Origin of the sequence: Vibrio sp. A11 (genome assembly GCF_013048705.1) — a bacterium.
GTDB classification, from domain to species: Bacteria; Pseudomonadota; Gammaproteobacteria; order Enterobacterales; family Vibrionaceae; genus Vibrio; species Vibrio metschnikovii.
Map to the genome: position 1 here is coordinate 1 of NZ_VHSI01000016.1, position 24157 is coordinate 24157.

General features: G+C 46.1%; 22 protein-coding genes. 6 read left to right on the forward strand and 16 right to left on the reverse strand.

What is annotated here, in order from left to right:
* Positions 1–183: 183 nt before the first annotated feature.
* From rlmB to kefG, 9 genes are all read right to left on the reverse strand, one after another.
* The gene (gene rlmB, locus FKQ60_RS14475; RefSeq protein ID WP_004394510.1) at positions 184–924 is read right to left on the reverse strand and encodes a 23S rRNA (guanosine(2251)-2'-O)-methyltransferase RlmB; all 741 of its coding nucleotides are present in this window, start codon (positions 922–924) and stop codon (positions 184–186) included.
* Between the two features lie 7 nt (positions 925–931).
* Positions 932–3379, reverse strand: a complete 2448-nt coding sequence (gene rnr, locus FKQ60_RS14480) for a ribonuclease R (protein ID WP_004394509.1) — start codon at positions 3377–3379, stop codon at positions 932–934.
* Between the two features lie 327 nt (positions 3380–3706).
* Positions 3707–4342 carry a tetratricopeptide repeat protein gene (locus FKQ60_RS14485; RefSeq protein ID WP_040903975.1) on the reverse strand — a complete coding sequence of 212 codons (636 nt, stop codon included), beginning with the start codon at positions 4340–4342 and terminating at the stop codon, positions 3707–3709.
* Positions 4343–4567: 225 nt separating this feature from the next.
* The gene (locus FKQ60_RS14490) at positions 4568–5866 is read right to left on the reverse strand and encodes an adenylosuccinate synthase (RefSeq protein ID WP_004394507.1); all 1299 of its coding nucleotides are present in this window, start codon (positions 5864–5866) and stop codon (positions 4568–4570) included.
* A 147-nt stretch (positions 5867–6013) separates the two neighbouring features.
* Entirely contained in the window at positions 6014–6955 is a 942-nt protein-coding gene (locus FKQ60_RS14495) for an isoaspartyl peptidase/L-asparaginase (protein WP_004394506.1), read from the reverse strand.
* 135 nt (positions 6956–7090) lie between these two features.
* Positions 7091–7681, reverse strand: coding sequence for a peptidylprolyl isomerase (gene slyD, locus FKQ60_RS14500; RefSeq protein WP_004394505.1), 591 nt, complete (start codon positions 7679–7681; stop codon positions 7091–7093).
* An 89-nt stretch (positions 7682–7770) separates the two neighbouring features.
* Complete coding sequence (locus tag FKQ60_RS14505; RefSeq protein ID WP_004394504.1) at positions 7771–7971, reverse strand: YheV family putative zinc ribbon protein; 201 nt, start codon at positions 7969–7971, stop codon at positions 7771–7773.
* The gene (kefB, locus tag FKQ60_RS14510; protein ID WP_040903969.1) at positions 7971–9773 is read right to left on the reverse strand and encodes a glutathione-regulated potassium-efflux system protein KefB; all 1803 of its coding nucleotides are present in this window, start codon (positions 9771–9773) and stop codon (positions 7971–7973) included. Before kefB ends, FKQ60_RS14505 begins: the two co-directional genes overlap by 1 nt.
* Positions 9763–10356: a glutathione-regulated potassium-efflux system ancillary protein KefG gene (gene kefG / locus FKQ60_RS14515; RefSeq protein WP_050782705.1), complete on the reverse strand. Its 594-nt coding sequence runs from the start codon at positions 10354–10356 to the stop codon at positions 9763–9765. The genes kefB and kefG overlap by 11 nt, the downstream gene beginning before the upstream one ends.
* A gap of 257 nt (positions 10357–10613) precedes the next feature.
* On the opposite strand from kefG, the gene FKQ60_RS14520 reads away from it, so the two are divergent.
* The 6 genes from FKQ60_RS14520 (at position 10614) to crp (ending at position 16176) form a co-directional block, all read left to right on the forward strand.
* Positions 10614–12533, forward strand: coding sequence for an ABC transporter ATP-binding protein (locus tag FKQ60_RS14520; RefSeq protein ID WP_115152783.1), 1920 nt, complete (start codon positions 10614–10616; stop codon positions 12531–12533).
* A complete protein-coding gene (locus FKQ60_RS14525; protein ID WP_040903966.1) occupies positions 12533–13003 on the forward strand; it encodes a TIGR02444 family protein in 471 nt (156 codons plus the stop codon). Before FKQ60_RS14520 ends, FKQ60_RS14525 begins: the two co-directional genes overlap by 1 nt.
* Before the next feature lie 25 nt (positions 13004–13028).
* The gene (locus tag FKQ60_RS14530; RefSeq protein WP_004394500.1) at positions 13029–13997 is read left to right on the forward strand and encodes a hydrolase; all 969 of its coding nucleotides are present in this window, start codon (positions 13029–13031) and stop codon (positions 13995–13997) included.
* A gap of 80 nt (positions 13998–14077) precedes the next feature.
* Entirely contained in the window at positions 14078–14287 is a 210-nt protein-coding gene (locus FKQ60_RS14535; protein WP_004394499.1) for a YheU family protein, read from the forward strand.
* Between the two features lie 95 nt (positions 14288–14382).
* Positions 14383–15252 carry a phosphoribulokinase gene (locus FKQ60_RS14540; RefSeq protein ID WP_004394498.1) on the forward strand — a complete coding sequence of 290 codons (870 nt, stop codon included), beginning with the start codon at positions 14383–14385 and terminating at the stop codon, positions 15250–15252.
* Between the two features lie 291 nt (positions 15253–15543).
* Positions 15544–16176 (forward strand): cAMP-activated global transcriptional regulator CRP, encoded by a 633-nt coding sequence (gene crp, locus FKQ60_RS14545; protein WP_004394497.1) that lies wholly within the window; start codon positions 15544–15546, stop codon positions 16174–16176.
* 97 nt (positions 16177–16273) lie between these two features.
* Here crp and FKQ60_RS14550 read toward each other — a convergent pair whose 3' ends face one another.
* From FKQ60_RS14550 to trpS, 7 genes are all read right to left on the reverse strand, one after another.
* On the reverse strand, positions 16274–17068 hold the full coding sequence (locus FKQ60_RS14550) for a DUF1338 domain-containing protein (protein ID WP_170906676.1): 795 nt from the start codon (positions 17066–17068) through the stop codon (positions 16274–16276).
* Positions 17069–17159: 91 nt separating this feature from the next.
* Positions 17160–18620 carry a succinylglutamate-semialdehyde dehydrogenase gene (astD, locus tag FKQ60_RS14555; RefSeq protein WP_170906677.1) on the reverse strand — a complete coding sequence of 487 codons (1461 nt, stop codon included), beginning with the start codon at positions 18618–18620 and terminating at the stop codon, positions 17160–17162.
* A 19-nt stretch (positions 18621–18639) separates the two neighbouring features.
* Positions 18640–19659, reverse strand: a complete 1020-nt coding sequence (astA, locus tag FKQ60_RS14560) for an arginine N-succinyltransferase (protein ID WP_072670449.1) — start codon at positions 19657–19659, stop codon at positions 18640–18642.
* Positions 19660–19756: 97 nt separating this feature from the next.
* On the reverse strand, positions 19757–20968 hold the full coding sequence (locus FKQ60_RS14565) for an aspartate aminotransferase family protein (RefSeq protein WP_004394493.1): 1212 nt from the start codon (positions 20966–20968) through the stop codon (positions 19757–19759).
* A gap of 376 nt (positions 20969–21344) precedes the next feature.
* Complete coding sequence (locus FKQ60_RS14570; protein WP_170906682.1) at positions 21345–21923, reverse strand: aminodeoxychorismate/anthranilate synthase component II; 579 nt, start codon at positions 21921–21923, stop codon at positions 21345–21347.
* Between the two features lie 103 nt (positions 21924–22026).
* Positions 22027–22803, reverse strand: coding sequence for an ABC transporter substrate-binding protein (locus FKQ60_RS14575; protein ID WP_158144638.1), 777 nt, complete (start codon positions 22801–22803; stop codon positions 22027–22029).
* 136 nt (positions 22804–22939) lie between these two features.
* Entirely contained in the window at positions 22940–23956 is a 1017-nt protein-coding gene (gene trpS / locus FKQ60_RS14580; RefSeq protein WP_004394490.1) for a tryptophan--tRNA ligase, read from the reverse strand.
* Positions 23957–24157 lie beyond the last annotated feature (201 nt).

Consider the following 24157-nt stretch of genomic DNA (forward strand, 5'->3'; position numbering starts at 1 on the left):
GTTTTGCCATTTGCTTCCTTCAGATTTCACCTCACGATGAACACCCTTGCATAGGCTAACGGTTCCCGCTCGACTGAGCCCGTAGAGGACTTTCACCTCCTAGATCAACGCCATGCTCGGCGCACAAACAAGAAACCTAGGTCAGTAGACCTAGGTTTCTTAACGATGACATCAGCATAAACATTAAACGTTATTGCGTTGACGGACCGCTTCAAATAAGCAAATCCCGGTCGCGACTGAGACATTTAAACTGGAAACACTACCTGCCATTGGGATTTTGATTAGATCATCACAAGTATCACGAGTTAAACGGCGCATACCATCGCCTTCAGCTCCCATGACAATCGCTAACGGACCAGTCAGCTTGCTATGATAAAGATCATGCGTCGCCTCGCCCGCTGTGCCAACAAACCAAACACCTTGCTCTTGTAGAGCACGCATCGTGCGCGCTAAGTTGGTCACACGCACTAAAGGAACGGTTTCTGCAGCACCACAAGCGACCTTGCTTACCGTGGCCGTCATCGGTGCTGAACGATCTTTAGGGACAATCACCGCCGCCACACCAGCAGCATCTGCATTACGCAAACACGCCCCTAAGTTATGCGGATCGGTCACGCCATCCAGTACTAGCAGCAACGGTTGTTCATGCTGACTTAATATTGCGTCTAGATCATGTTCGTTTAATGCTTTAGCTGGTTTGACTTTGGCTATCAACCCTTGGTGATTAGCACCTTGAGCTTTGTCATCCAGTGCCTTACGCCCCATCTCCTGAATGGATAGCCCTAAACGCTGCAATTCATTCAATACCGGAAGTAGCCGATCATCTTGACGACCTTTCAAAACATACACTTCAATGATACGGGCTGGCTCACGCTGCATCACAGCGTTGACCGAATGAATGCCGTAAATCAGTTCATTACTCATTACTTACCTATTTCGTTTTTGTCCGGCTCTTTGCCGTTTTAGAACGAGATTTCGCTTTACTGGCTTTATCAGACTTAGCGCGTTTACTTTTCGCTGAATCTGCGCTCTCTGATTTATCTGGACGCTTGGTTGGCTCAACCATTGGAACGGCTTTTCCACCACGCGTGCCCGCTTTTTTACTCTTGGCTTTTGCTTGCGCTTCTACTGCCCGCTTTTTGGCCGTTTTACCTTCGCCGCGTAGCTTACGACTTGTTTCGACTAATTCAAAGTCAATTTGTCGATCATCCAGATTCACCGATAATACTTTCACTTTCACCGCATCACCTAAACGATAAATATTACCGAATGACTCACCAATCAAACGTTGACCGATAGGGTCAAACTGATAATAGTCATTAGCCAAATTGGAGATGTGAACCAAACCATCGATATGTAATTCCGTGAGTCGAACAAAAAAACCAAATCCAGTCACATTGGCAATCACACCATCAAGCTCTTCACCGACATGATCTTGCATGTACTCGCACTTCAGCCAATCAGACACTTCTCGTGTTGCATCATCAGCACGGCGTTCGGTCATTGAACACTGTTGTCCATAAAAGTCCATCTCTTCAAACGAGTAGTGATAGCCTCCGGTTGGTGTCCAGCGATCTTGGGTCTGATGTTGTTCTTTCGCTATCAAATATTTGATTGCACGGTGTAAAAGTAAATCTGGATAGCGGCGGATTGGAGAAGTAAAGTGCGCATAACGTTTTAATGCCAGACCAAAGTGACCTGCGTTATGGGCGTTATAGACAGCCTGCTTCATTGAGCGCAGTAGCATGGTTTGAATCAGCTCTTTATCTGCACGCTCACCGATTTGTTTCATCAGATTGGCGTAATCGGTTGGCGATGGCTCAAGCCCACCACTCAAGTCGAGTCCTAGTTCGCCCAAGAAGTCTCTAAAGCCCATTAAACGTTCTTCACCTGGTGGCTCATGCACTCGGAACAGAGCGGCTTCCTTGGCTTTTTCGACTAGCGATGCTGAGGCAATATTGGCAAGGATCATACACTCTTCAATCAGCTTATGAGCATCGTTACGGATCACTGGCTCAATGCTTTCGATCTTACGCTGGGCATTAAAGATGAATTTGGTTTCTACCGTTTCAAATTCAATCGCACCACGTTGATCACGAGCCGTTTTCAGCACCTGATACATGTTATGTAACTGTTCAAGATGAGGCACGACCGCTTGGTAGCGCTCACGCAGTTCTTCATCACCCTGCAAAATATCGTTAACTTTGGTATAGGTTAGTCGAGCATGAGAACTCATCACCGCTTCATAATGCTGATAATCGATGAGTTTGCCGCCATCAGAGATCGTCATTTCACACACCATGCATAACCGATCGACTTGTGGGTTGAGCGAGCACAGACCGTTAGATAAAACTTCCGGCAACATGGGGACCACTTGCGATGGGAAATACACGGAGTTACCACGATTGGTCGCCTCTTTATCCAAGGCGCTGCCAGGACGGACATAATAGCTCACGTCGGCGATGGCTACCCATAAACGCCAGCCCCCCTCTTTTCTAGCTTCACAATACACAGCATCATCAAAGTCACGGGCATCTTCCCCATCAATAGTCACCAAAGGCAATTGCCGTAAATCGACTCGACCTTGTTTGGCCTCTTCAGGGACTTCTTCTTTTAGTCCACTGACTTGCTTTAAGACTTCATCAGGCCATTCATGGGGAATTTGATGGGTGCGAATAGCGATTTGAGTCTCCATACCCGGTGCCATACTTTCACCCAGTACTTCTACAACCTTACCCATCATGCCTCGGGTACGAGTGCCACGATCGGTTACTTCAATCACCACCACATTACCCATCCGAGCGCCTTCGCGGTGTTCGGTTGGGATTAAAATATCTTTATGGATGCGCGAGTCATCCGGCACCACATACGAATAACCTTGTTCAAGGAAAAAACGCCCGACAATTTGTGCATTACGAGCTTCAAGGATACGAACCAAGCGCCCTTCTTTTCGGCCTCGTTTGTCGGTGCCAGTTGGCTGCACTAATACAAAGTCACCATGAATCAAGGTGCGCATTTGGTGGTGCGGCAGTAAAATATCGTTTTCTTTGTTTAGACCACCCTCTGGGCGAACCCAGCCATGGCCATCTTTATGACCAATAACATGGCCTTTAATCATTTCCAGTTTTTCTGGTAGGGCGTAACATTGACGACGCGTAAACACCAATTGACCATCTCGCTCCATCGCTCTGAGGCGGCGACGTAGACCTTCGTAATGATCCTCACCCGATAATTCAAGGGCGGCAAACAGATCGTTACGGTTCATGGGGACATTGGCTTTGGTTAGGAATTCTAAAATATATTCACGACTTGGGATCGGGTTATCGTAGTTATCGGCTTCGCGATCCGCAAACGGATCAGTATGGGTAGTATCAGACATAGGCAGACCTGCTTTTCTAGGAAGGTACATAAAGTATATCCTACTGTGTTCTTAAGCTTAATAGCTAATCCCAACCGGCAGAAGCGCAACAACTTTGTGTATTACGTGACCGGAATCAAGTTGTCACAATAAATAACGAAGAGTTGAATCGTGTGTATGATGACAGGATGTTGAGAGAAAGTGGTAAAGCGAGCGTTAAACGCTAAGTAGGAAATAATAAGATAGGATTGAGTATTAATAATATTCTATATCTATCACTTACTGCATGACAATCATCCAGCAAGCGACAGAATGATAGAGAAAAAAGCTAAGATAAACAAGCTTTATTTACCAGAAGCTGCCACGGCGCTTTGCTCGAGCAATGATATTTTCTGGCATCCTCATTTCTAATCCTTGTCGCAGCAAGGTAATTCGATTATGAGTTCGCTGATCGGCAGTCACGGAATTGTATAACCAACGATAGGCATCTTCATAATCTAACGGGCTACCATGATCGCGTAATAACAGCTCAGCAAGATGAATCCGAGCATTAAGATTGCCCATCGCCGCCGCTTCACGAAGATACGGAATGGCTCGCTCTCTATCTTGCTGGACTAACGTGCCTCGCGAATAATAACGACCAAGCTGCTCTAGGGCACTGGCTAATCCTTGATGGGCAGCATTTTCCATATAATATAAGCCCAGCTCAACATCTTGTTCAACGCAAACGCCCCACGCCAGCATATCACCATATAAAAACTCGTACGCAGGCAGACTGATCCGAGTTGCACGAGCAACAATGTCCTCAACCAACTGGCAGCGATCGGCTTTCAGTCGCTCCAAGTGTTGGTTCTGTTCAATCAGTTTGATTAGCTCAGCTTCAGAATAAATCGGCACAGGCTCTTTAACATCCGCCACGTTGGCGTGACCGAAGGAAGAGTGAAATGCGAATAATATAGAAGCGGCTACCGTACGTAGCTTCATACTTGCACTCTTGGTTGAATCCGATAGCCATACTAGTATAGCGCGACAGCGCGCAAGGGCTCGGCTTGATTCTTGTATCGGCAGCCCTAGCATTCACTTTAGGATAAATTGCCTCTTTGCGGCAACTTTTTGCCACCAAGACTAAGAGTATGAAGAATGAGGCATAAAAAAAGCTGGCGAAGCGCCAGCTTTTTAAATAGAGAAATCGTCAAACGAATCAAAAAATCACACGTTAAATGGGTGTACTTTGATGATCGTTTCGTTACGGTCTGGGCCCGTTGAAATAATATCAATTGGCACGCCCGTTAACTCTTCAATGCGTTTAATGTAATTAATCGCCGCTTGAGGTAATGATTCAATTGATGTCGCGCCAAAAGTATTTTCTGACCAACCTGGCATGGTTTCGTAAATAGGCGTCACCGCCTCGAAAGCATCTGCTGCCATTGGTGATACCTGTGCAACAGAACCATCCGGCATTTGATAACCCGTACAGATTTTTAGCTCTTCCAGTCCATCAAGTACATCTAACTTAGTTAAGCAAAAGCCAGTGACTGAGTTGATTTGAATCGCACGGCGCATAGCCACCGCATCAAACCAACCACAACGACGTTTACGACCCGTCGTCGCGCCAAATTCATGACCTTTAGTACCTAAGTGGTTACCTACTTCATCATCCAATTCTGTTGGGAATGGACCCGCACCAACACGAGTACAGTAGGCTTTTGCAATACCTAAGATATAACCTAGATGACGAGGACCAAAACCTGAACCAGCAGCTACACCACCAGCGGTCGTGTTAGAAGACGTTACATAAGGATAAGTACCGTGGTCAATATCCAACAGCGTACCTTGTGCACCTTCAAACATGATCTTGTCGCCACGCTTGCGGGCTGCATCCAATTCATCCGTCACATCGATGACCATAGAGGTCAACAATTCAGCGTACCCTTGGACTTGAGCTAAGACGTCGTCATAGCTCACTGGATCTACTTTATAAAAATGCTCTAGCTGGAAGTTATGGAATTCCATGACTTCTTTAAGTTTTTCAGCAAAGGAAACCATGTTGAACAAATCGCCAACACGCAGACCACGACGCGCCACTTTATCTTCATAAGCAGGACCAATGCCGCGACCTGTGGTACCAATGGCTTTTTTGCCACGAGCCAGTTCACGCGCTTGATCAAGAGCGATATGATAAGGAAGAATCAAAGGACAAGCTTCAGAAATAAACAGACGCTCCTTAACAGGAATGCCACGCTCTTCAAGCGGTGTCATCTCTTTGATTAATGCATCGGGTGACAGAACCACGCCATTACCAATGATGCATTTTACGTTGTTGCGGAGAATACCGGACGGAATTAAGTGAAGAACGGTTTTTTCACCGTCGATGACTAGAGTATGTCCAGCGTTATGGCCACCTTGATAGCGAACCACATATTTGGCATCTTCTGTTAAAAGGTCAACTATCTTGCCTTTACCTTCGTCACCCCACTGGGTGCCTAGAACGACTACGTTATTTCCCATCTTTCCAAGTCTGATTGCTAGTTAAAAAAGGATTCTAGCACCGAATCCTTCGACTTGCAGTTATTTTTTAAACGCGTGGCAATTGCCAGTCGCCAGTAGTGAGACACTGATGAAAATCAACCTGACACTCAGAAGGCATCTACGCGTTTATTCATCAGCATAAATTTTTACCGAACAAACCCCATCACAGTCAATCGCCGCGCGATACATGCCGGAACTGTTCATCGCAAAGTGAATGTGGCCCTGTTGATCAATAGCGATCAATCCGCCCTCTCCTCCCACTTGCTTGAGTTCACCTTGAATGACCGTCTCACAGGCGGTGACGAGGTCTTGTTGCAGATACCGCATTCGAGCGGCGACTTCTCCCGCTACCTGATAGCGAATAAAATATTCACCCACTCCAGTGGCTGAGATAGCCACATTACCATTTTCAGCCAGCGTACCTGCGCCAATGATCGGCGAATCCCCGACGCGTCCATAGCGCTTGTTGCTGATGCCACCTGTACTGGTCGCCGCCGCCAAATTACCCTGTTGATCGAGCGCAACCGCACCCACGGTGCCATATTTCTTATCATCTGGATAAACCGATTCAGATAACGCCGTTTGATCACTGGCTTTCATGGCTAATAATTGCTCATAACGTCGCTCAGTAAAAAAATAGTCCTGTTCGGTATACGTATGCCCCTGCGCAAAAGCAAAGGCTTCTGCTCCTTCCCCAATCAAAAATACATGCTCACTGTGCAACAGCACATCTCTCGCCAGAACAACCGGATTTTTGATGTGTTTTACCCCAGCAATCGCGCCAACGCGCCGTTGTTGACCATCCATCACCGCGGCATCCATCTCAACCATTTCTTGATGAGTCAAGACGGAGCCTTTGCCAGCATTAAACAACGGCGAATCTTCAAGTAAAGTAACAGCAGCGACAACCGCATCTAGCGCATCGCCGCCTTGCTCTAAGTGCTGATGTCCCGCGCGCACCGCCGCCTCTAAGGTTTGGGTTATTTCTTGCTGCAGTGAAGCGCTCATCTGCTCACGCAAGATAGTGCCAGCTCCGCCATGAATGGCGATTGCAAAGGGAGATTTCATCGTAGAGTTCCTTTAAAAAAAGCGCTAACCGCAGAACAGTTAACGCTTTCAATATCGACAAACTTACACGATTTCCGAATACCAATCGGTCTTAGCCGCTCGTTTCCATCGTAATAAGTTATCTTTGGCTATCGATTAATGAGAGCCGCAGCTACCGCCACCACAGCAGCCTTCTTTTTCTTGTCCATGATGGTGATGACCTTCGCCACCGCAGCAACCATCGTGATCGTGGTCATGCCCATGGTCGTGACCACAGCCACCAGCATGATGAATGTGACCATGCTCAAGCTCTTCAGCTGTCGCTTCACGTAGCGCAATCACTTCAACATCAAACGTCAAGGTCTGGCCGGCTAACATGTGGTTACCATCAACCACCACTTCATCACCATCGACTTCGGTGATCTCAACAGGGATAGGACCTTGATCGGTATCAGCTAAGAAACGCATACCGACTTCCAACTCATCCACACCTTGGAAAACATCCGCAGGAACACGTTGTACTAGCGCATCACTGTGTTCACCGTAAGCATCTTCTGGTGCGACAGTAGCGCTAAATTTATCACCGATAACTTTACCTTCTAGCTCACGCTCAAGACCAGTGATTAGGTTGTTGTGACCATGTAGATACTCCAGTGGGGCTTCCACTGTTGATTGGTCTACGACCACGCCATCTTCCATTTTTACTTGGTAGGCAATGCTCACAACCATGTTTTTTTCAATTTTCATAACGGCTCCAAGGAGGTTGGTTTTGTTTTGCTCATCTCAGATTAAGAGAGAGATGAGCAATATTATGAAGATTATACACTGAAACTCAATTATTCTGGTTTAAAAATCCCAATCATTTGCTCAGTAGCATGTTGGCTTTTTTCTACCGATTGCGGTTTACGTTGCTCTGCGTAATCACATTCTACACACTCAACCAGCTCAATATTATTCTCTATCCACCAGCGCAGTGTGTCTTGTGTTTTACAATTTGGGCAACTGGCTCCAGCAATAAAACGTTTTTTTGTGCTCACTATTTCGTCCTACGTTTTTCCCAATAATCACGAGCTTGACGATCATTAGCCATCTCTCGTCCAAAAATCTCTTCCAGCTCTTTACGAGCCGCTTTAGTCCGTAACGTTAAGTTTTTATCATCACTGTGCTGCGGCAATAATTCTTTAAGCATCGTGACATCCAACCGCCGAAAGTGCGCTTCTGCTCGTTTCGCCTGATAAGGGTGCATGCCTAATTGCACAAGCACTTGGCGGCCTAAATCTAAAGCGCCAAGAAACGTCTCTCGAGAATGCCCTGCGATACCGTGGCTTAATAATTGATAGGCCTCTACCCGACTTCGCGCCCGTGCTAAGATTTTTAATTGTGGGAAGTGCTGTTGACACAAAGTCACAATCCGCATCACTTCATCGGGTTCATCGGTACAGATCACTATCGCCTCTGCCTGTGCAGCCCCCGCAGAGCGCAACAGTTCAAGGTGGGTCGCATCGCCATAAAACACCTTATAACCATATTTACGCAGCAGTTTAATTTGGCTGGCATCACTCTCTAATACGGTAATTTTAATCTTATTGGCGTACATTAATCGGCCAACGATCTGTCCAAAGCGGCCAAAACCAGCGATGATCACTTGCGGAGTTTGATGGCCAATCGTGTTGTCAGGCTCCTCTTCAGGGCTATTTAACGTCTGGCTATAATAGAAGGTTTGGAGTTTGAGCAATAATGGGGTCGTCATCATCGAGACACTGATCACTAAAACCAGCAACGCTGACTGACTAGCCGTGAATAATTGCCCCTCCGTCGCGGCAGTCAAAATGACAAAACCAATTTCTCCGCCTTGACTCAAAATCAACGCGCTGCGACTGCGTGCTTTCGAACGCACTTTAGCTAGACGCGCTAAACCATACATGATCGCCATTTTGACACTGATTAGCCCGATCACCAGTAGACTGACCAACCACCACTCCTGCCACAGTAAGTCGATATTAACCGACATGCCCACGGCGATAAAAAATAGCCCCAACAATAAGCCTTTAAAAGGCTCAATGGCTGTACTTAACTCATGACGAAACTCACTTTCCGCAAGCAGCATGCCTGCCAGAAAAGCCCCTAAGGCCATCGACAAACCCAGCTTTTCCATCAATAAGGCAATCGCAATCACCAACAATAGCGAGGCTACGGTAAATAGCTCGCGCACTTGGCTATTCACCACCCACCGAAATAAAGGCTGCAATAGGAAATGCCCAGCCATTAATAGCCCTGCTACCCCTGCCAACATCCACATTAATGGTAAGCTGTCACCCGTTGTTTGGCCGGCAAAAATGGCCACTAAAGCGAGCGTTGGAATAACCGCTAAATCTTGAAACAGCGACACGGCAAATACCGTGCGTCCCGTATCACTTAAGGTTAACCGCATTTCATCAATGGTACGTAGCGCTATTGCCGTCGATGATTGAGCAAGAATCAACCCAACCGTGATACTCACTGGCCAAGAGAAACCGTACATCCATAAACCGCTCGCGATCACGCTACTGGTGATTAACATCTGTGACCCACCTTGCCCAAGGATCGGTCCTTTCATTTGCCACAATCGCTTAGGGTTTAGCTCTAAGCCAATCAAAAATAGCAGCAGTACCACACCAAATTCGGCAAAGTTCAAAATCGCATTAACATCAGTGATAAGCTTAAAACCCCAAGGACCAATCACAATCCCGGCGAGTAAATAGCCCAAAATAGCCCCAAGCCCTAAACGTTGAGCAATCGGTACTGCGACCACGGCAGCCGTCAAAAAAATCACCGAACTGGACAGCCAATCAGTCATCATGACGTAACCCTTCTAGCCAAGCGACATACTGATCAGCATGTTGCCTGCGTTCAGCATCACTGATGTGCCTTGCCCAATACATCACTAACGGATCAATCCAGCGCATACGACATAACGCGGCGGTTAATTCAAAAGGTTGTAGAATTGCACTCAATGGATAACGATTGTATCCCTCAGCACTAAAAGCCTCTCGATGCCCACCGGTCGTGATCACGCTTCGCCAACACTTACCTTGCAGCGCACTTTCTGGTCCAAAGGCAAAACCTTTACCGAGCACTTTATCAATCCACTCTTTTAATAATGCAGGACACGAATACATGTACAACGGGTGTTGAAAGACAATCACATCAACTTCCAGTAAACGTTGATGCTCTTGATTCACATCGATAAAAAAATCGGGATAGGTCGCGTACAGATCAAGCACTTCAACATGAGGCAAAGCGATAATTCGTTCAATCAGCAGACGATTAGCCAGCGAGTGATCAGGGTCGGGGTGAGCGTAAATAACCAATACCTTGGGTCGATCGGCGGTGCCCACTTGATGATGGGAGGATGCGTTCTCTTTATCCTTATCCTTGGTCATTCCTTGATTCTCTTTAATAGATGCGAACGGTCGATAGAGCAACCAACGGATTTCCTTATCGTAAGCGGCTCAACAGTAACACAAATTGTAGCCTTAAAGCCGACCAAGCGATAGCCGAGCATGTAACGAGCCAATGTCGCTAAACGATAGAGAACCGCCTAGGAAGACCATCAACGAATCGGTATAATCATCGACATTGATCAAGATTACTCCTACTATTCGCGGCGACATACACGGCTAACTAGACACGACTCTTTATGATTATCTTCTCTGACATTCAATTACTCCGTGGCGGAAAACCGCTGCTTGATAAAACCTCAGCCACTATTCATCCCGGCGATAAAGTCGGTTTAGTCGGTAAAAACGGCTGTGGTAAATCAACACTATTTGCATTAATGAAAGAGGAGTTATCGATTGATGCCGGCTCATTTAATCAACCGGCTCACTGGGAGTTGGCTTGGGTTGCCCAAGAAACGCCCGCTTTAGAGCGACAAGCTTTAGAATACGTGATTGATGGTGATCGAGAATATCGTCGCTTAGAACAACAACTCCGTGAAGCAGAACAGCAAGATAATGGCACCCGTGTTGCCGAGTTGCATGGTCATATTGAAACCATTGGTGGTTACAGCATTCAAGCGCGCGCTGCCGAACTGCTGGATGGTTTAGGTTTCAGTCAACAACAAATGAGTTGGAATTTAACCCAATTTTCTGGTGGCTGGCGCATGCGTCTTAACCTTGCCCAAGCGCTGATCTGTCGCTCTGATTTATTGCTCCTCGACGAGCCCACTAACCACCTCGATTTAGATGCAGTGATGTGGCTTGAGCGTTGGCTACAGAGCTATCCTGGTACGCTACTGTTGATCTCTCACGATCGTGATTTTCTTGACCCGATCGTCAATCGGATTATTCATATTGAAAATCAACAGCTCAATGAGTACACCGGTAACTACTCATCGTTTGAAGTGCAACGCGCACAAAAGCTAATGCAGCAACAAGCGCAATATCAAAAACAGCAAAAGCAGATGGCACATATGCAAAGCTACATTGATCGCTTTCGCTATAAAGCCTCAAAAGCGCGCCAAGCACAAAGCCGAATTAAAGCACTGGAAAAAATGGAGCAAGTTTTACCAGCGCAATTTGATAACCCGTTTAGCTTTGAGTTTCGTCAACCTGCCGCCTTGCCTAATCCGATTTTAATGATGGATAACGTGGCCGCCGGATATGACGGTCGGCTGATCCTCGAAAAGATTCGTCTTAACTTAGTCCCGGGTAGCCGAATTGGTTTGCTAGGTCGTAATGGCGCGGGTAAATCAACATTAATTAAACTGCTCTCCAGTGAACTGAAACCGCAAAGTGGCGATCTCACTTACTCTCAAGGCGTGAAAATCGGCTACTTTGCCCAGCATCAGTTGGAAACATTACACCCACAAGAAACGCCGTTGCAGCACATGATGCAAATTGCCCCGGATAAAACCGAACTTGAGCTGCGCAATTATTTAGGCAGTTTTGGTTTTCAGGGTGAAAAAGCGCTAGAAAAAGTGGCCCCTTTCTCCGGTGGCGAAAAAGCCCGTTTGGTGCTGGCGCTGATTGTGTGGCAAAAACCTAATCTGTTGTTGTTGGACGAACCCACCAACCATTTAGATTTAGACATGCGCCAAGCACTAACCTTTGCCTTACAAAGCTTTGAAGGTGCAATGGTTATCGTCAGTCATGACCGCTACCTATTACGCGCGACCACTGACGAGCTGTACTTAGTGCATGATCAGCAAGTCGCTCCTTTTGATGGCGACTTAACCGATTACTACAAATGGCTAACCGATCAACAGAAAATTGCCCGTAAAGAAGCTCAAGCGACTCAACCAGTCAAAGACAGCACCAACAGTGCTGCGGCGAAAAAAGAGCAAAAACGTCGCGAAGCTGATTTTCGTAAACAAACCGCGCCAATTCGCAAAAAATTGACACAGTTAGAAGAGAAAATGGATAAATTGAATGCCATTCTCGCCCAAGCCGAGTTAAATCTCTCTGAGGCCAGTTTGTATGACGCAGAGAATAAAGCCCAATTAACCGAAGTGATTGCTAATCAAGCGTCAGCAAAAAGCGCGCTTGAGCAAGTAGAAAGTGATTGGATGGCCGAGCAAGAACATCTTGAACAACTGGAACAGGAATTCACTCAGTAATGATCCCAACGCACGCTCATTCATCATTAACGTTAGAAGGCTTATGGCAATTTAGCCTCGACTATTATGCGGTTAATGAAGTGAAAGAAGCGTGCTTGTGTCTGCAAAACCAGTTTCAGGGGAATGTAAATTTACTCTTGCTGCTCAAGTGGTTAGACGAACAACAACTCAGTATTAACGATTCAGAATGGCCACGCTTATTGGCGTGTTTAAATCATTCAGAAAGCTTAGTTCACTCTTTTCGTGAGTTGCGCCGTAAACTAAAGTCTCACCTATCAGAAACACTGTACCGTGAAGCGCTACAGTTTGAATTGCGGTTAGAAAAACAGCAACAAGCAGAGCTGATCGCCTGCGTACAGGGATTCCGATTATCCCCGACCAAAGACCTAGCGTTGACTGAGCGCTACTGTCGACAACTTGGCGCTGAGCATTTGATCTCTCTATTCTCTACCCCGGTAAAACCAACATGATGCTCATAAAGAATTGAGGTTTTTGATGTCGCCGTTTACTGCCGCGAAGGGATTAACCAACCCACATTTACAAACCCTACTACCGCGCTTAATTCGTCGAGCGGCTTGCTTTACGCCGGTTTGGCAAACCTTAACCACGCCAGATAACGATTTTCTTGATTTAGCATGGAGTGAACCAGCCTTCCCCGGTGTCGATAAACCCATTTTTGTCTTATTTCACGGTTTAGAAGGCAGTTTTTATAGCCCTTATGCTAATGGCTTAATGGATGCGTTTGCTCGACATGGTTGGCTATCGGTGATGATGCATTTTCGAGGCTGCAGCGGAAAACCCAACCGCTTAGCTCGAGCTTACCATTCGGGTGAAACGGAAGACGCGCGTTTCGTACTTGAATACCTACGAGCGCAATTCCCTCAGCGTACCATCATTGCGACTGGAGTCTCTTTAGGCGGTAATATGCTGGTCAACTATCTGGCGTGCTATCGGGATGATCCGATTGTCGATGCGGCAACCATCATTTCCGCACCACTGGATTTAGCAGCGTGTTCGCAACGTATTGAACAGGGCTTTTCAAAAATTTATCGCCGTTATTTACTCTCATCATTAAAAAATAATGCGTTAAGAAAAGCCCCATTGCTACAAAATGAGCTAGGTTTAACCACGCAATCCATTCGTCAAGTAAGCAAGCTCTATCAATTTGATGATTTGATCACCGCACCGCTACACGGCTTTAAAGATGCGCAAGAGTACTATCAACAATGCTCAGGACTCATGAAATTAGGCGCGATTACTATCCCTACGCTGATCATTCATGCTGCCGATGATCCGTTTATGACTGAAGCAGTGATCCCGCGCGGTCCTTTAAACCCACAGATTAACTACCAATTATTTGAACACGGTGGCCATGTTGGTTTTTTAGCTGGCAGCTTACGTCAACCTAGGTTCTGGCTTGAGCAGGCTTTGCCGAGTTACTACGCTAATTGGCGACAGAAATAAAAATTAGCGTCATTTGGCGTCATATGGCAGCAAAATATCGTAAAACAGAGATTATCAGTTCATAAAATCATGAGGTATTTATGATCGTTCCTTGGCAACATATCGCCAGTGACACTCTAGACAATTTAATTCGTGAGTTTGTATTACGCGAAGGCACTGACTACGGTGAAAGTGAAATCAGCTTACAAGACAAAATCGATCAAGTCATCGCTCAACTGCGCAGTGGGCAAGCGATGATCGTCTATTCTGAGTTACACGAAACGATCGATATCAAAAGTACCGCACGCTGACGGCAAAAATCGGCGTTTTCTGCTGCGTTTTTTCCATGATATAGTGAAACCAGTCATGGGCTTTGCCCCTCAAGGATCAACAGACAAGGTATGTCATGTCAGCAAAACACCCCATTATTGCGGTCACCGGTTCATCAGGCGCTGGTACAACGACCACATCAGAAGCTTTCCGTAAAATGTTCAATATGATGAACATTAAACCCGCTTGGGTGGAAGGTGATAGCTTCCACCGCTTCACTCGTCCAGAAATGGATATTGAAATTCGTAAAGCAAGAGAACAAGGTCGACATATTAGCTACTTCGGTCCGCAAGCGAATGACTTCCCTGCTCTGCAAGATTTTTTCCGCCAATATGGCAAAACGGGCGCAGGACAAATCCGTCGTTATCTGCATACCTTTGACGAGGCCGTCCCCTATAATCAGATGCCCGGCACCTTCACACCTTGGCAGCAACTGCCTGATGATACCAATGTCTTATTTTATGAAGGCTTACATGGCGGTGTGGTCGACGGTGACATTAATGTCGCGCAACATGTCGATTTTTTAATTGGCATGGTTCCAATTGTCAATTTGGAATGGATCCAAAAATACGTGCGCGATACTCGTGATCGCGGCCATTCTCGTGAAGCCGTCATGGATTCTATCGTTCGCTCAATGGACGATTATCTGAATTACATTACCCCTCAGTTTTCGCGTACGCACATTAACTTTCAACGAGTGCCTACGGTCGACACCTCAAATCCTCTCAATGCGAAAGGCATCCCGAGTTTAGATGAAAGCTTTGTGGTGATCCGTTTACGCGGGATAAAGAATGTCGATTATCCCTATTTACTGGCAATGATTGATGGCTCGTTTATGTCGCGTCACAACACGATTGTGGTTCCTGGCGGCAAAATGGGCTTTGCTATGGAACTTATCGTGCAACCCTTACTCCAGCAATTAATTGAATCCGGAAAAATTGGTTGAGATTGCCTTATCTTGACCTGATGAGTAAGAAATTCGCATAATCGGTCAGGCTACGGTCTTATTAACACGATTACTTTTCATACCGTGATCATGTGCACGTTTTTGCGTAAAATATCCATGGTTTGATACGATTAAAATCAAGAAATCGCGTTCGAAAAAGGATACTATTCCTTACCGAACACAAGATAGCTTGCAGCCATTAGGAAGTCCTCTTATTCTAGTTAATCCATTAAGGCTTCGCTAAAATATACGGACAGCAGCGAGCGTACCCTGCAGAGGAAGTGAGATATTATGGTTCTAGGTAAACCTCAAACCGACCCAACACTAGAGTGGTTCCTTTCACATTGTCATATTCATAAGTACCCTTCAAAAAGCACGCTGATCCATGCGGGCGAAAAAGCGGAAACCTTGTACTACATTGTTAAAGGTTCTGTTGCGGTACTGATTAAAGACGAAGAAGGTAAAGAGATGATTCTTTCTTACCTTAACCAAGGTGATTTCATCGGCGAGCTTGGTCTGTTCGAAGAAGATCAAGAGCGTACCGCTTGGGTTCGAGCTAAATCCCCTTGTGAAGTCGCGGAAATTTCTTTTAAGAAGTTCCGTCAATTGATTCAAGTTAACCCCGATATCCTGATGCGTCTATCAGGGCAAATGGCTCGTCGCCTACAAGTGACCAGCCAAAAAGTCGGTGATTTGGCGTTCCTTGATGTGACTGGTCGTATTGCACAAACTCTACTAAACCTAGCAAAACAACCCGATGCAATGACTCACCCTGATGGGATGCAAATCAAAATCACTCGTCAAGAAATTGGTCAAATCGTTGGTTGTTCTCGTGAAACCGTTGGTCGGATTCTGAAAATGCTTGAAGAGCAAAATCTGATATCAGCACACGGTAAAACCATCGTGGTCTACGGCACTCGTTAACCTCTGGTTTAACATGCTTAAAGCCTGAATAAGCTACTTTAGTTCACCTAAAGTAGCTTTTTTGTTGTTCATTGTTGGCTACCCATTCCGTTTTTTACTAACGAAGATCGGTGCTTTCAAAGATTTTATCTGCTGAAGCTGCCACAAAGCCGCTATACAATTGACCGTTCGCCATTGGATAACGTTTAGCGAACTCATAAAAACCACCGGGGATCACTTCAACACCGTCGTTAAACGAGACTGGCACCTTATCAGCCATGGTCGAGGACTGTTCTAGTAACACTTCTGGTGTGCCCTTCACTTCACCGCCATTTTCATTGATAGTAAAGCCCGCCTGACGCAGATGATCATTGACCGCTTTCACTTCATTAAATGCCTTGAGCTGATTAACACTCACCGTAAAGTGATTGGCACCATAACCATGGGCGGCTAACCACGCCGCATACTCGCTTTCTTTGGCTAAGATTTGATAATCCGCAAACGAGAGATCCCATAGACGGCCAGCATAAAGAAAGTCGACATGATCAAGGCGAGTCGTCTCGACTTGAGCCACTAACTTAGCCACGATCGATTGTAACTCTGCTGAGCACTCTTCGACCTTTAATTCACTAATAAATACCTTAGGTTGCTTAGGATCAGGATGCTCATAATGCTTCGCCACCAGCTTTTTGCTTTCAAACAGATAATCACCACAAGCAACGTAGCCTAAGGCCAGAAACGGCTTGGCCAAAGTCTCTATACCCAGTGGTGCGATATTAAAAGTTCGTAAAGCAATGTGGTCATTGATCAGTGCTTCGTCTTCCTGGAGCAAATGATGGACTTTTTCTGCCGCAGGGCAAAGACGCTGAATATAGTCATTCCATAAACATTGAAAAAGCGCACTTGGCGTCATGACGCCTCCTTGTCAGTGGGTGGATAACGCCTCTCGCGATAGAGACGTTATGGGTTAAACATTATCGACACGCTTTAGCTGTGTTGACGATTTAAGGCAAAACAACCCCTGGTGATAGTGTCGCGGGTAATTCTGTCGTTTGCCCTTCCATCGACGCCATTGGGTAAGCACAGTAATCCGCGGCGTAAAACGCGCTGGGACGCAAGTTACCTGACGCACCCGGCCCACCAAAGGGAGCATCGCCACTGGCTCCGGTAAGTTGACGGTTACGGTTAACAATTCCAGCGCGAATATGATCAATAAAATATTGCCACTCTTGATCGTCGGTCGACACTAACCCTGCTGATAGACCAAAGCGCGTATTATTAGCCAGTGCTACAGCTTGAGGCAGTGTTTGATAACGAATGACTTGCAATAATGGGCCGAAATATTCTTCATCAGGTAAATCATTAATCGCAGTGACATCAATAATCCCTGGTGTGACGAACGCCGCTTGTTGGGCCTTCGCGGTTAATAAACATTTTCCGCCTAACGCTTGTAAATTCGCTTGTGCCGTCAAAATAAACTCAGCGGCGGCACGTGAAATCTGTGGCCCCATAAAGGGTGCAGGATCAGCAAAAGGCTGATCAATGCGCAGCTGCTCGGTCGCTTTTAGCAACTTATCAAGCAACTTATCGCCTTTTTCGCCTTCAGGTAAATAAAGGCGACGAGCACAAGTACAGCGTTGTCCTGCACTAATAAACGCTGACTGAATAATGGTGTATACCGCCGCATCAATATCGCCATAGTGCTCAGAAATCACCATCGGATTATTGCCGCCCATCTCCAGAGCTAACATTTTATCGGGTTGACCGGCAAACTGACGATGTAAGAGGTGACCGGTATTGGCACTACCAGTAAAGAGCAAGCCATCAATATTTTTTGATTGCGCGAGCGCAATGCCCGTTTCTTTCGCACCTTGCACTAGGTTAAGCACACCATCGGGCAATCCCGCCGCTTGCCACAATTGCATCGCTAGCTCACCAGTCCAAGGTGTTTGCTCAGAGGGTTTAAACACCACGGTATTACCAGCCAGTAAAGCAGGAACAATATGGCCATTGGGCAAATGAGCAGGAAAATTATACGGACCAAATACCGCCATTACGCCAAGAGGACGATGCCGCAGTACAATCGTATTGCCTGCCACCTCACGTTGCTGCTGCCCAGTACGTTCATGGTAAGCACGAATAGAAATCGCAATTTTACCAGCCATCGCCGCCGCTTCGGTGCGCGTTTCCCATAGCGGTTTGCCGGTTTCTTTGGCAATCACTTCTGCAATTTTTTCACTGTTGGCTTTGACCTGCTCAGCAAACGCCAACACTATTTGTTCACGCTCAGCAAATGGCCGATTTTTCCATGCGATGAATGCTTGGCGAGCCGCGCTGATCGCTTGTTCAACTTGCTCTGCCGTGGCGCTATTGCCTTGCCAAATCACTTGATCATCGTAAGGGCTGATTGAACTCAACGCATCGCCTTGTCCAGCAATCCATTGACCTGCTATCCACTGAGTCATTTTATCTTCCTTCTCTAAACTATTGAGCCAAAATTCTTAACCAATCCCCTTGGTCAACCTGTAATGCTTGAGCCACTTCGGGAGTAATCAATACCGTTTCTCGTTCAGGGTTATAGGCCGCTTTTTCGGCGGTAGCACGAAAATGAGTAAATGAGGTATTACACATCAAATATTGTTGGGTGCTGGAATGACGCGCGACTTCAACCCTAGCACGAACAGAATTACGCACCGATTCAATATTACGGACATCACATTCTACGGCTGGGCCGGCATCAAAAATATCGACGTAATTACGGCAAGTAAATCCTTCGTCTTCCAATAACTTGAGGGCTGGACGAGTATTCTCGTGCACTTGGCCAATCACCGCTTGGGCTTCAGGACTGAGTAAATTGATATAAATCGGCAACTTGGGCATTAAGTCGGCAATAAAACCTTTTTTACCGATCCCAGTTAAATAGTCAGCCAAGGTAAAGTCGATTGAAAAGAAGTGCTCTTGCAGCCACTGCCAAAAGGGAGAATTACCATCCGCATCAGAAACGCCTCGCATCTCAGCAAAGATGGTTTTAGAGAAACGTTCTGGATGCTCCGCCATCATTAAAAAACGACTCTTTGACATTAAGCGGCCATTCAAACCTTGGCGAAAGTGCTCTCGCAAAAATAAGCTGCAAATCTCTGAGCATCCGGTGTAGTTGTTACCAAAGGTGAGTAATTTAACGACATTGTTGACCCCAAGCTTATGTGAGGCATGGACAATCGTACTAATATGATAAGAATAAAAAGGACGATCCCAACCAACCGCCGCTTCGATCCCCGTCGTACCAGCCACCTCTCCGGTTACACTGTCTACACCGACCATTAAATAACCTTCATCCCCTGGTTGCGTTACGGACGGTTTAGCAAAGCTGTATTCTGAGTGTTCAATACGATTGGTGAGTAATTCTTGATTAACGGGCAGTGACGTAAAGCCATGACCCGATTCAATGGCACAGTCATGAAGTGCCGGATAGTCAGACGTTGCAATAGGGCGAATAACTAGCATCAATATTCCCTCCAGATGCATAGCGCTAGGCCAGCTTGGCCTAGCGAAGACAGCAAACACCCACCGCTATCCATGGTGGGTGTGAATAGCAGAAAGACTACACGAGTGTTGCGATCGCTTGCTCGAGTTTAGCCAATCCTTGTTCGATTTCTTGTTGAGTGATCAATAATGAAGGCGTCATACGGATCACGTTCGGTCCCGCCACCAACAGCATTAATCCATGCTCTCCAGCCGCTAATAAAATGTCTCGAGAACGGCCTTGCCACTGCTCATTGAGTGCCGCGCCAAGCAGTAAACCTTGACCACGGATTTCAGAAAACACATGGTACTTATCATTAATTTTGGTTAATCCCTCGCGAAACCAAGCTTCACGTTGCTTCACACCCGCTAAGGTTTCTGGTTGACTAACAATATCAACGACGGCCAGACCAACAGCGCACGCTAACGGGTTACCGCCATACGTTGAACCGTGGGTACCGACTTTCATATGCTCGGCAAGCTTATTAGTGGTTAACATCGCACCAATCGGGAAGCCGCCACCTAATGATTTCGCCGTACTTAAGATATCTGGCGTGACACCTAAACCTTGGTAAGCATAAAAGTGCCCCGTACGCCCATTACCAGTTTGAACTTCATCAAAAATCAGTAGCGCGTTATGCTTGTCGCACAGTTCACGCACCGCCTGAACAAATTCTGGCGTTGGCGAAATAATACCGCCTTCGCCTTGTAGGGGTTCCATCATGATCGCGCAGGTGCGATCCGACATATGCGCTTGCAAAGCATCAATATCGTTATAAGGCAGGTGAGTAATATCGCCGGGTTTCGGTCCAAAACCGTCAGAGTAAGCCGCTTGTCCACCCACGGTGACAGTGAAGAAGGTTCGGCCATGGAAGCCTTGTTTAAAGGCAATGATTTCCGTTTTCTCTGGACCATAAACGTCAGCCGCATAACGACGAGCTAATTTCAGTGCCGCTTCATTGGCTTCAGCGCCTGAGTTGGCAAAAAAGACTTTGTCAGCAAAACTCAGTTCAATCAATTTATTAGCAAGTTGTAATGCTGGCTCATTAGTCATCACATTACTCAAATGCCACAATTTATTGGCTTGCTCGGTTAATGCATTAACCATGGCCGGATGGCAGTGTCCTAAGCAACTGACTGCGATACCACCAGCAAAATCGATGTACTCTCGTCCCTGCTGATCCCAAACTCGGGAGCCTTGTCCTTTTACTGGGATGAACGCCATCGGGTTATAACAAGGCACCATCACCTCATCAAATAAACCACGTTGTATCTGTTTTTCCATTGTCATTACCCATTCCTTCTTATACCGCATGCCAAGTTGCTCTGCCATTTGGCGACAAAACCTTAGCGTAAGATTTTGTATGGCATTATCACTAATACGGCATTGTATTTACAAAATATTAACCAATTCAATAGCGAAATATTCTTTTCACGACATCAATACCAGTGTACTCGATATCGTCTCTGATTATTTATGCACTAACGACTGTCTTTTATGAAGTATTTTTTACCTTCGCATGCAAAATAGAATAGATAGCCATTGTAAGGCAAGGGATTCACCAAGGAGAGAGACTATAAAGGCGCATAAAATCGCACATCACGATCAAGCGCCATTTAGACGAAAGAAATGTTAAGAAAAGTGATCAAGATCGGTAATGGTTGGCTTAACGATTTAAGAAATTGGCCAGTAGCTGATGCCCTTGCTCGGTTTTAATCGATTCAGGATGAAACTGCACCGCATCAATCGGTAACGTTCGATGTTGATAACCCATAATTTCATCGACAGAACCATCGTCTAATTCTGTCCATGCCGTGAGTTCAAAACATGCCGGTAGCGAGTGCTTTGCAACCACTAATGAGTGGTAGCGGGTGACCGTCAAGGGATTGTTTAAGCCAACGAACACACTGCGTCCATTGTGCTTAATCAGTGATGTTTTACCGTGCATGACTTGTCTGGCGCGCACCACTTGTCCACCAAACACTTGCGCGATCGCCTGATGGCCAAGACATACCCCTAATATCGGTAGCTTCCCGGCAAAATGAGTGATCGCTTGGAGAGAAATCCCCGCTTCATTCGGCGTACAGGGTCCGGGGGAAATCACTAAATGGCTCGGATTAAGGGCTTCAATCCCCTTTATGTCAATCCGATCATTACGTACGACTTTGACCTCTTTCCCTAATTCACAGAAATATTGATATAAGTTGTAGGTAAAAGAATCGTAGTTATCGATGAGAAGCAACATAATATCAGCCGTGCCAGTCAGTTGAAGAAACAGAAGGCGATATTGTGCAGCACCGTTGTAGAAAGGCAAGTGCTTTACTTGAGTCGAATAAGAGTCATCGACATTAAGGGTCTTGATGTTCCGCCGCATTGAACAATAAAAAACGATCAAATACAGCTTGTGCATGTCCACTTTGCTGAGCATCGAGTAAATACTGGTTAATACCATTGAGTAGGAGTAATGCCTCCGGTAAATCACGACGAATTTGCACATGAAACTGCTTATCTCTACCCAATAAATGAGGTGTAATTGGCCGTTCAAGCTGATAAAGACCAAGCTGAATACCACCATAAATTGGCTCAATTTCACTTAGAAACCAATCACAGCGCTGCTTTTGTAACATATCTAACGCTTGTTGGACGGTATTTAAACGCAACGATGGCTCGCGAGATAGGCCAAAGTCTTGATAGTTAAAACCGTGTACACCACACAATACGCCAGAATCTTGATGATGACTGAGGAGATTATTCGAATCAGCGAGAGTAAAATAACCGAGTTGAATACGATACAGGGTGACTGAAAAGTAGCTGTATTCCGCTCTGTCATGACGATAGCTGGCATTCCACGTCAAATCACAGCGTCCATTCGCCTGAGCTAGCTCATGCTGTACCCTCGCCCACGGCATAAACAAAAGCTGATAATCCACGTTTAAGTGTTCAAGGGATTGTAATACCAATGTCGTGGCTGATCCGGTTAATGATTGAGCTTTTTCTTCATCGGTAGCGCCTTGCCAATAAGTAAAAGGTGGCCATACATTCATATTACCTACACAAACCCGTAAAGGGCTCGCAGCTAATCCATTGCTGATGATCAGCAATCCACACAATAACCACCATTTCATCGCGATCCCCTTACTGTACTACTCCCACTAAGTGTAGACCGTGTTGATTTATCTTGTAGTCGCTAGCAGACAAATAAGCCCAAAGTGAGTCATTCGCTTTGGGCTTATTCAGTATCGTAGAATCAAGGGGGGGAGCTTATGGACGAGGCACAAATCCAACCGCTTGCTGAACGTTTTTCAGTGTGAGAGCAGCGCGAGCGGAGGCTTTTTCGGCCCCGGCTTTCATGACCGCATCCAGATAGGCTCTGTCATCGCGAATACGATGGTACTCCGCTTGTACCGGAGCAAGCATCGCGACTAATGCCTCTCCAACATCCTTTTTAAAAGGACCGTACATTTCAACGCCTTGGTATTGCGCTTCAATCTCAGCAAAGGTTTTGCCTGTGGCCGCGGAATATAGGCTCATTAAATTCGAGATACCGGCTTTTTGCTCAGTATCAAAGGCGATACGCGGTGGTGTTTCGGTATCCGTTTGCGCTTTATTGATCTTCTTGATAATCGACTTGGGATCTTCTAATAACGTAATCACATTTTTACGATTATCGTCCGATTTTGACATTTTCTTAGTCGCATCTTGCAGGCTCATGACTCGTGCATTGACCTGCGGAATATACGGTTCAGGAATGGTGAAGATCGGTTGTTCCGGACTGTAAATATTGTTAAAACGTGTCGCGATATCACGCGCGAGTTCTAGGTGCTGTTTTTGATCGCTGCCCACGGGAACTTGATGCGCGCCATAGAGCAAGATATCGGCCGCCATCAATACTGGATAACCAAATAGTCCGGCATTGACATCATTGGCATAACGAGCCGATTTGTCTTTAAACTGAGTCATGCGACTGAGTTCACCCATTTGGGTATAACAATTAAGTATCCAGCCAAGTTGAGTATGTTCAGGCACATGAGATTGGACAAACAAGGTGCTTTTTTGCGGATCGACACCAACAGCAAGACAGATGGATAACGCATCGAGTGTCGCTTCATATAACGCCTTTGGATCTTGACGTACGGTAATCGCATGTAAATCAACCACACAGTACTGACAATCATAATCATCTTGCATCTGTTGCCATTGACGCAGAGCACCCAAATAGTTACCAATGCTGAGTTCACCAGATGGTTGAACACCACTCAATACGATGGGTTTGCTCATGAGTATAATTTCCTTGTGATTCAAAATAAGGGAAGGCGATACCCACACCACTGAGCATGACTAATCGGCAGCAAATGAACCTAGCCCACGAGCATAGATAAGTTCTATGCTTGGGGTGAACGAACGTCGCCAACACCGCAATAGCTTCAAGTAGGAAGGGTATAAAACCAATAAAAAACTGCGCTTACAGTGAATAGGCGC

Bases quoted from the DNA above. Each gene is read 5' to 3' on its own strand.
- rlmB (WP_004394510.1), bottom strand. From the start codon at position 924: ATGAGTAATGAACTGATTTACGGCATTCATTCGGTCAACGCTGTGATG.
- rnr (WP_004394509.1), bottom strand. From the start codon at position 3,379: ATGTCTGATACTACCCATACTGATCCGTTTGCGGATCGCGAAGCCGAT.
- FKQ60_RS14485 (WP_040903975.1), bottom strand. From the start codon at position 4,342: ATGAAGCTACGTACGGTAGCCGCTTCTATATTATTCGCATTTCACTCT.
- FKQ60_RS14490 (WP_004394507.1), bottom strand. From the start codon at position 5,866: ATGGGAAATAACGTAGTCGTTCTAGGCACCCAGTGGGGTGACGAAGGT.
- FKQ60_RS14495 (WP_004394506.1), bottom strand. From the start codon at position 6,955: ATGAAATCTCCCTTTGCAATCGCCATTCATGGCGGAGCTGGCACTATC.
- slyD (WP_004394505.1), bottom strand. From the start codon at position 7,681: ATGAAAATTGAAAAAAACATGGTTGTGAGCATTGCCTACCAAGTAAAA.
- kefB (WP_040903969.1), bottom strand. From the start codon at position 9,773: ATGATGACTGATTGGCTGTCCAGTTCGGTGATTTTTTTGACGGCTGCC.
- kefG (WP_050782705.1), bottom strand. From the start codon at position 10,356: ATGACCAAGGATAAGGATAAAGAGAACGCATCCTCCCATCATCAAGTG.
- FKQ60_RS14520 (WP_115152783.1), top strand. From the start codon at position 10,614: ATGATTATCTTCTCTGACATTCAATTACTCCGTGGCGGAAAACCGCTG.
- FKQ60_RS14525 (WP_040903966.1), top strand. From the start codon at position 12,533: ATGATCCCAACGCACGCTCATTCATCATTAACGTTAGAAGGCTTATGG.
- FKQ60_RS14530 (WP_004394500.1), top strand. From the start codon at position 13,029: ATGTCGCCGTTTACTGCCGCGAAGGGATTAACCAACCCACATTTACAA.
- FKQ60_RS14535 (WP_004394499.1), top strand. From the start codon at position 14,078: ATGATCGTTCCTTGGCAACATATCGCCAGTGACACTCTAGACAATTTA.
- FKQ60_RS14540 (WP_004394498.1), top strand. From the start codon at position 14,383: ATGTCAGCAAAACACCCCATTATTGCGGTCACCGGTTCATCAGGCGCT.
- crp (WP_004394497.1), top strand. From the start codon at position 15,544: ATGGTTCTAGGTAAACCTCAAACCGACCCAACACTAGAGTGGTTCCTT.
- FKQ60_RS14550 (WP_170906676.1), bottom strand. From the start codon at position 17,068: ATGACGCCAAGTGCGCTTTTTCAATGTTTATGGAATGACTATATTCAG.
- astD (WP_170906677.1), bottom strand. From the start codon at position 18,620: ATGACTCAGTGGATAGCAGGTCAATGGATTGCTGGACAAGGCGATGCG.
- astA (WP_072670449.1), bottom strand. From the start codon at position 19,659: ATGCTAGTTATTCGCCCTATTGCAACGTCTGACTATCCGGCACTTCAT.
- FKQ60_RS14565 (WP_004394493.1), bottom strand. From the start codon at position 20,968: ATGACAATGGAAAAACAGATACAACGTGGTTTATTTGATGAGGTGATG.
- FKQ60_RS14570 (WP_170906682.1), bottom strand. From the start codon at position 21,923: ATGTTGCTTCTCATCGATAACTACGATTCTTTTACCTACAACTTATAT.
- FKQ60_RS14575 (WP_158144638.1), bottom strand. From the start codon at position 22,803: ATGAAATGGTGGTTATTGTGTGGATTGCTGATCATCAGCAATGGATTA.
- trpS (WP_004394490.1), bottom strand. From the start codon at position 23,956: ATGAGCAAACCCATCGTATTGAGTGGTGTTCAACCATCTGGTGAACTC.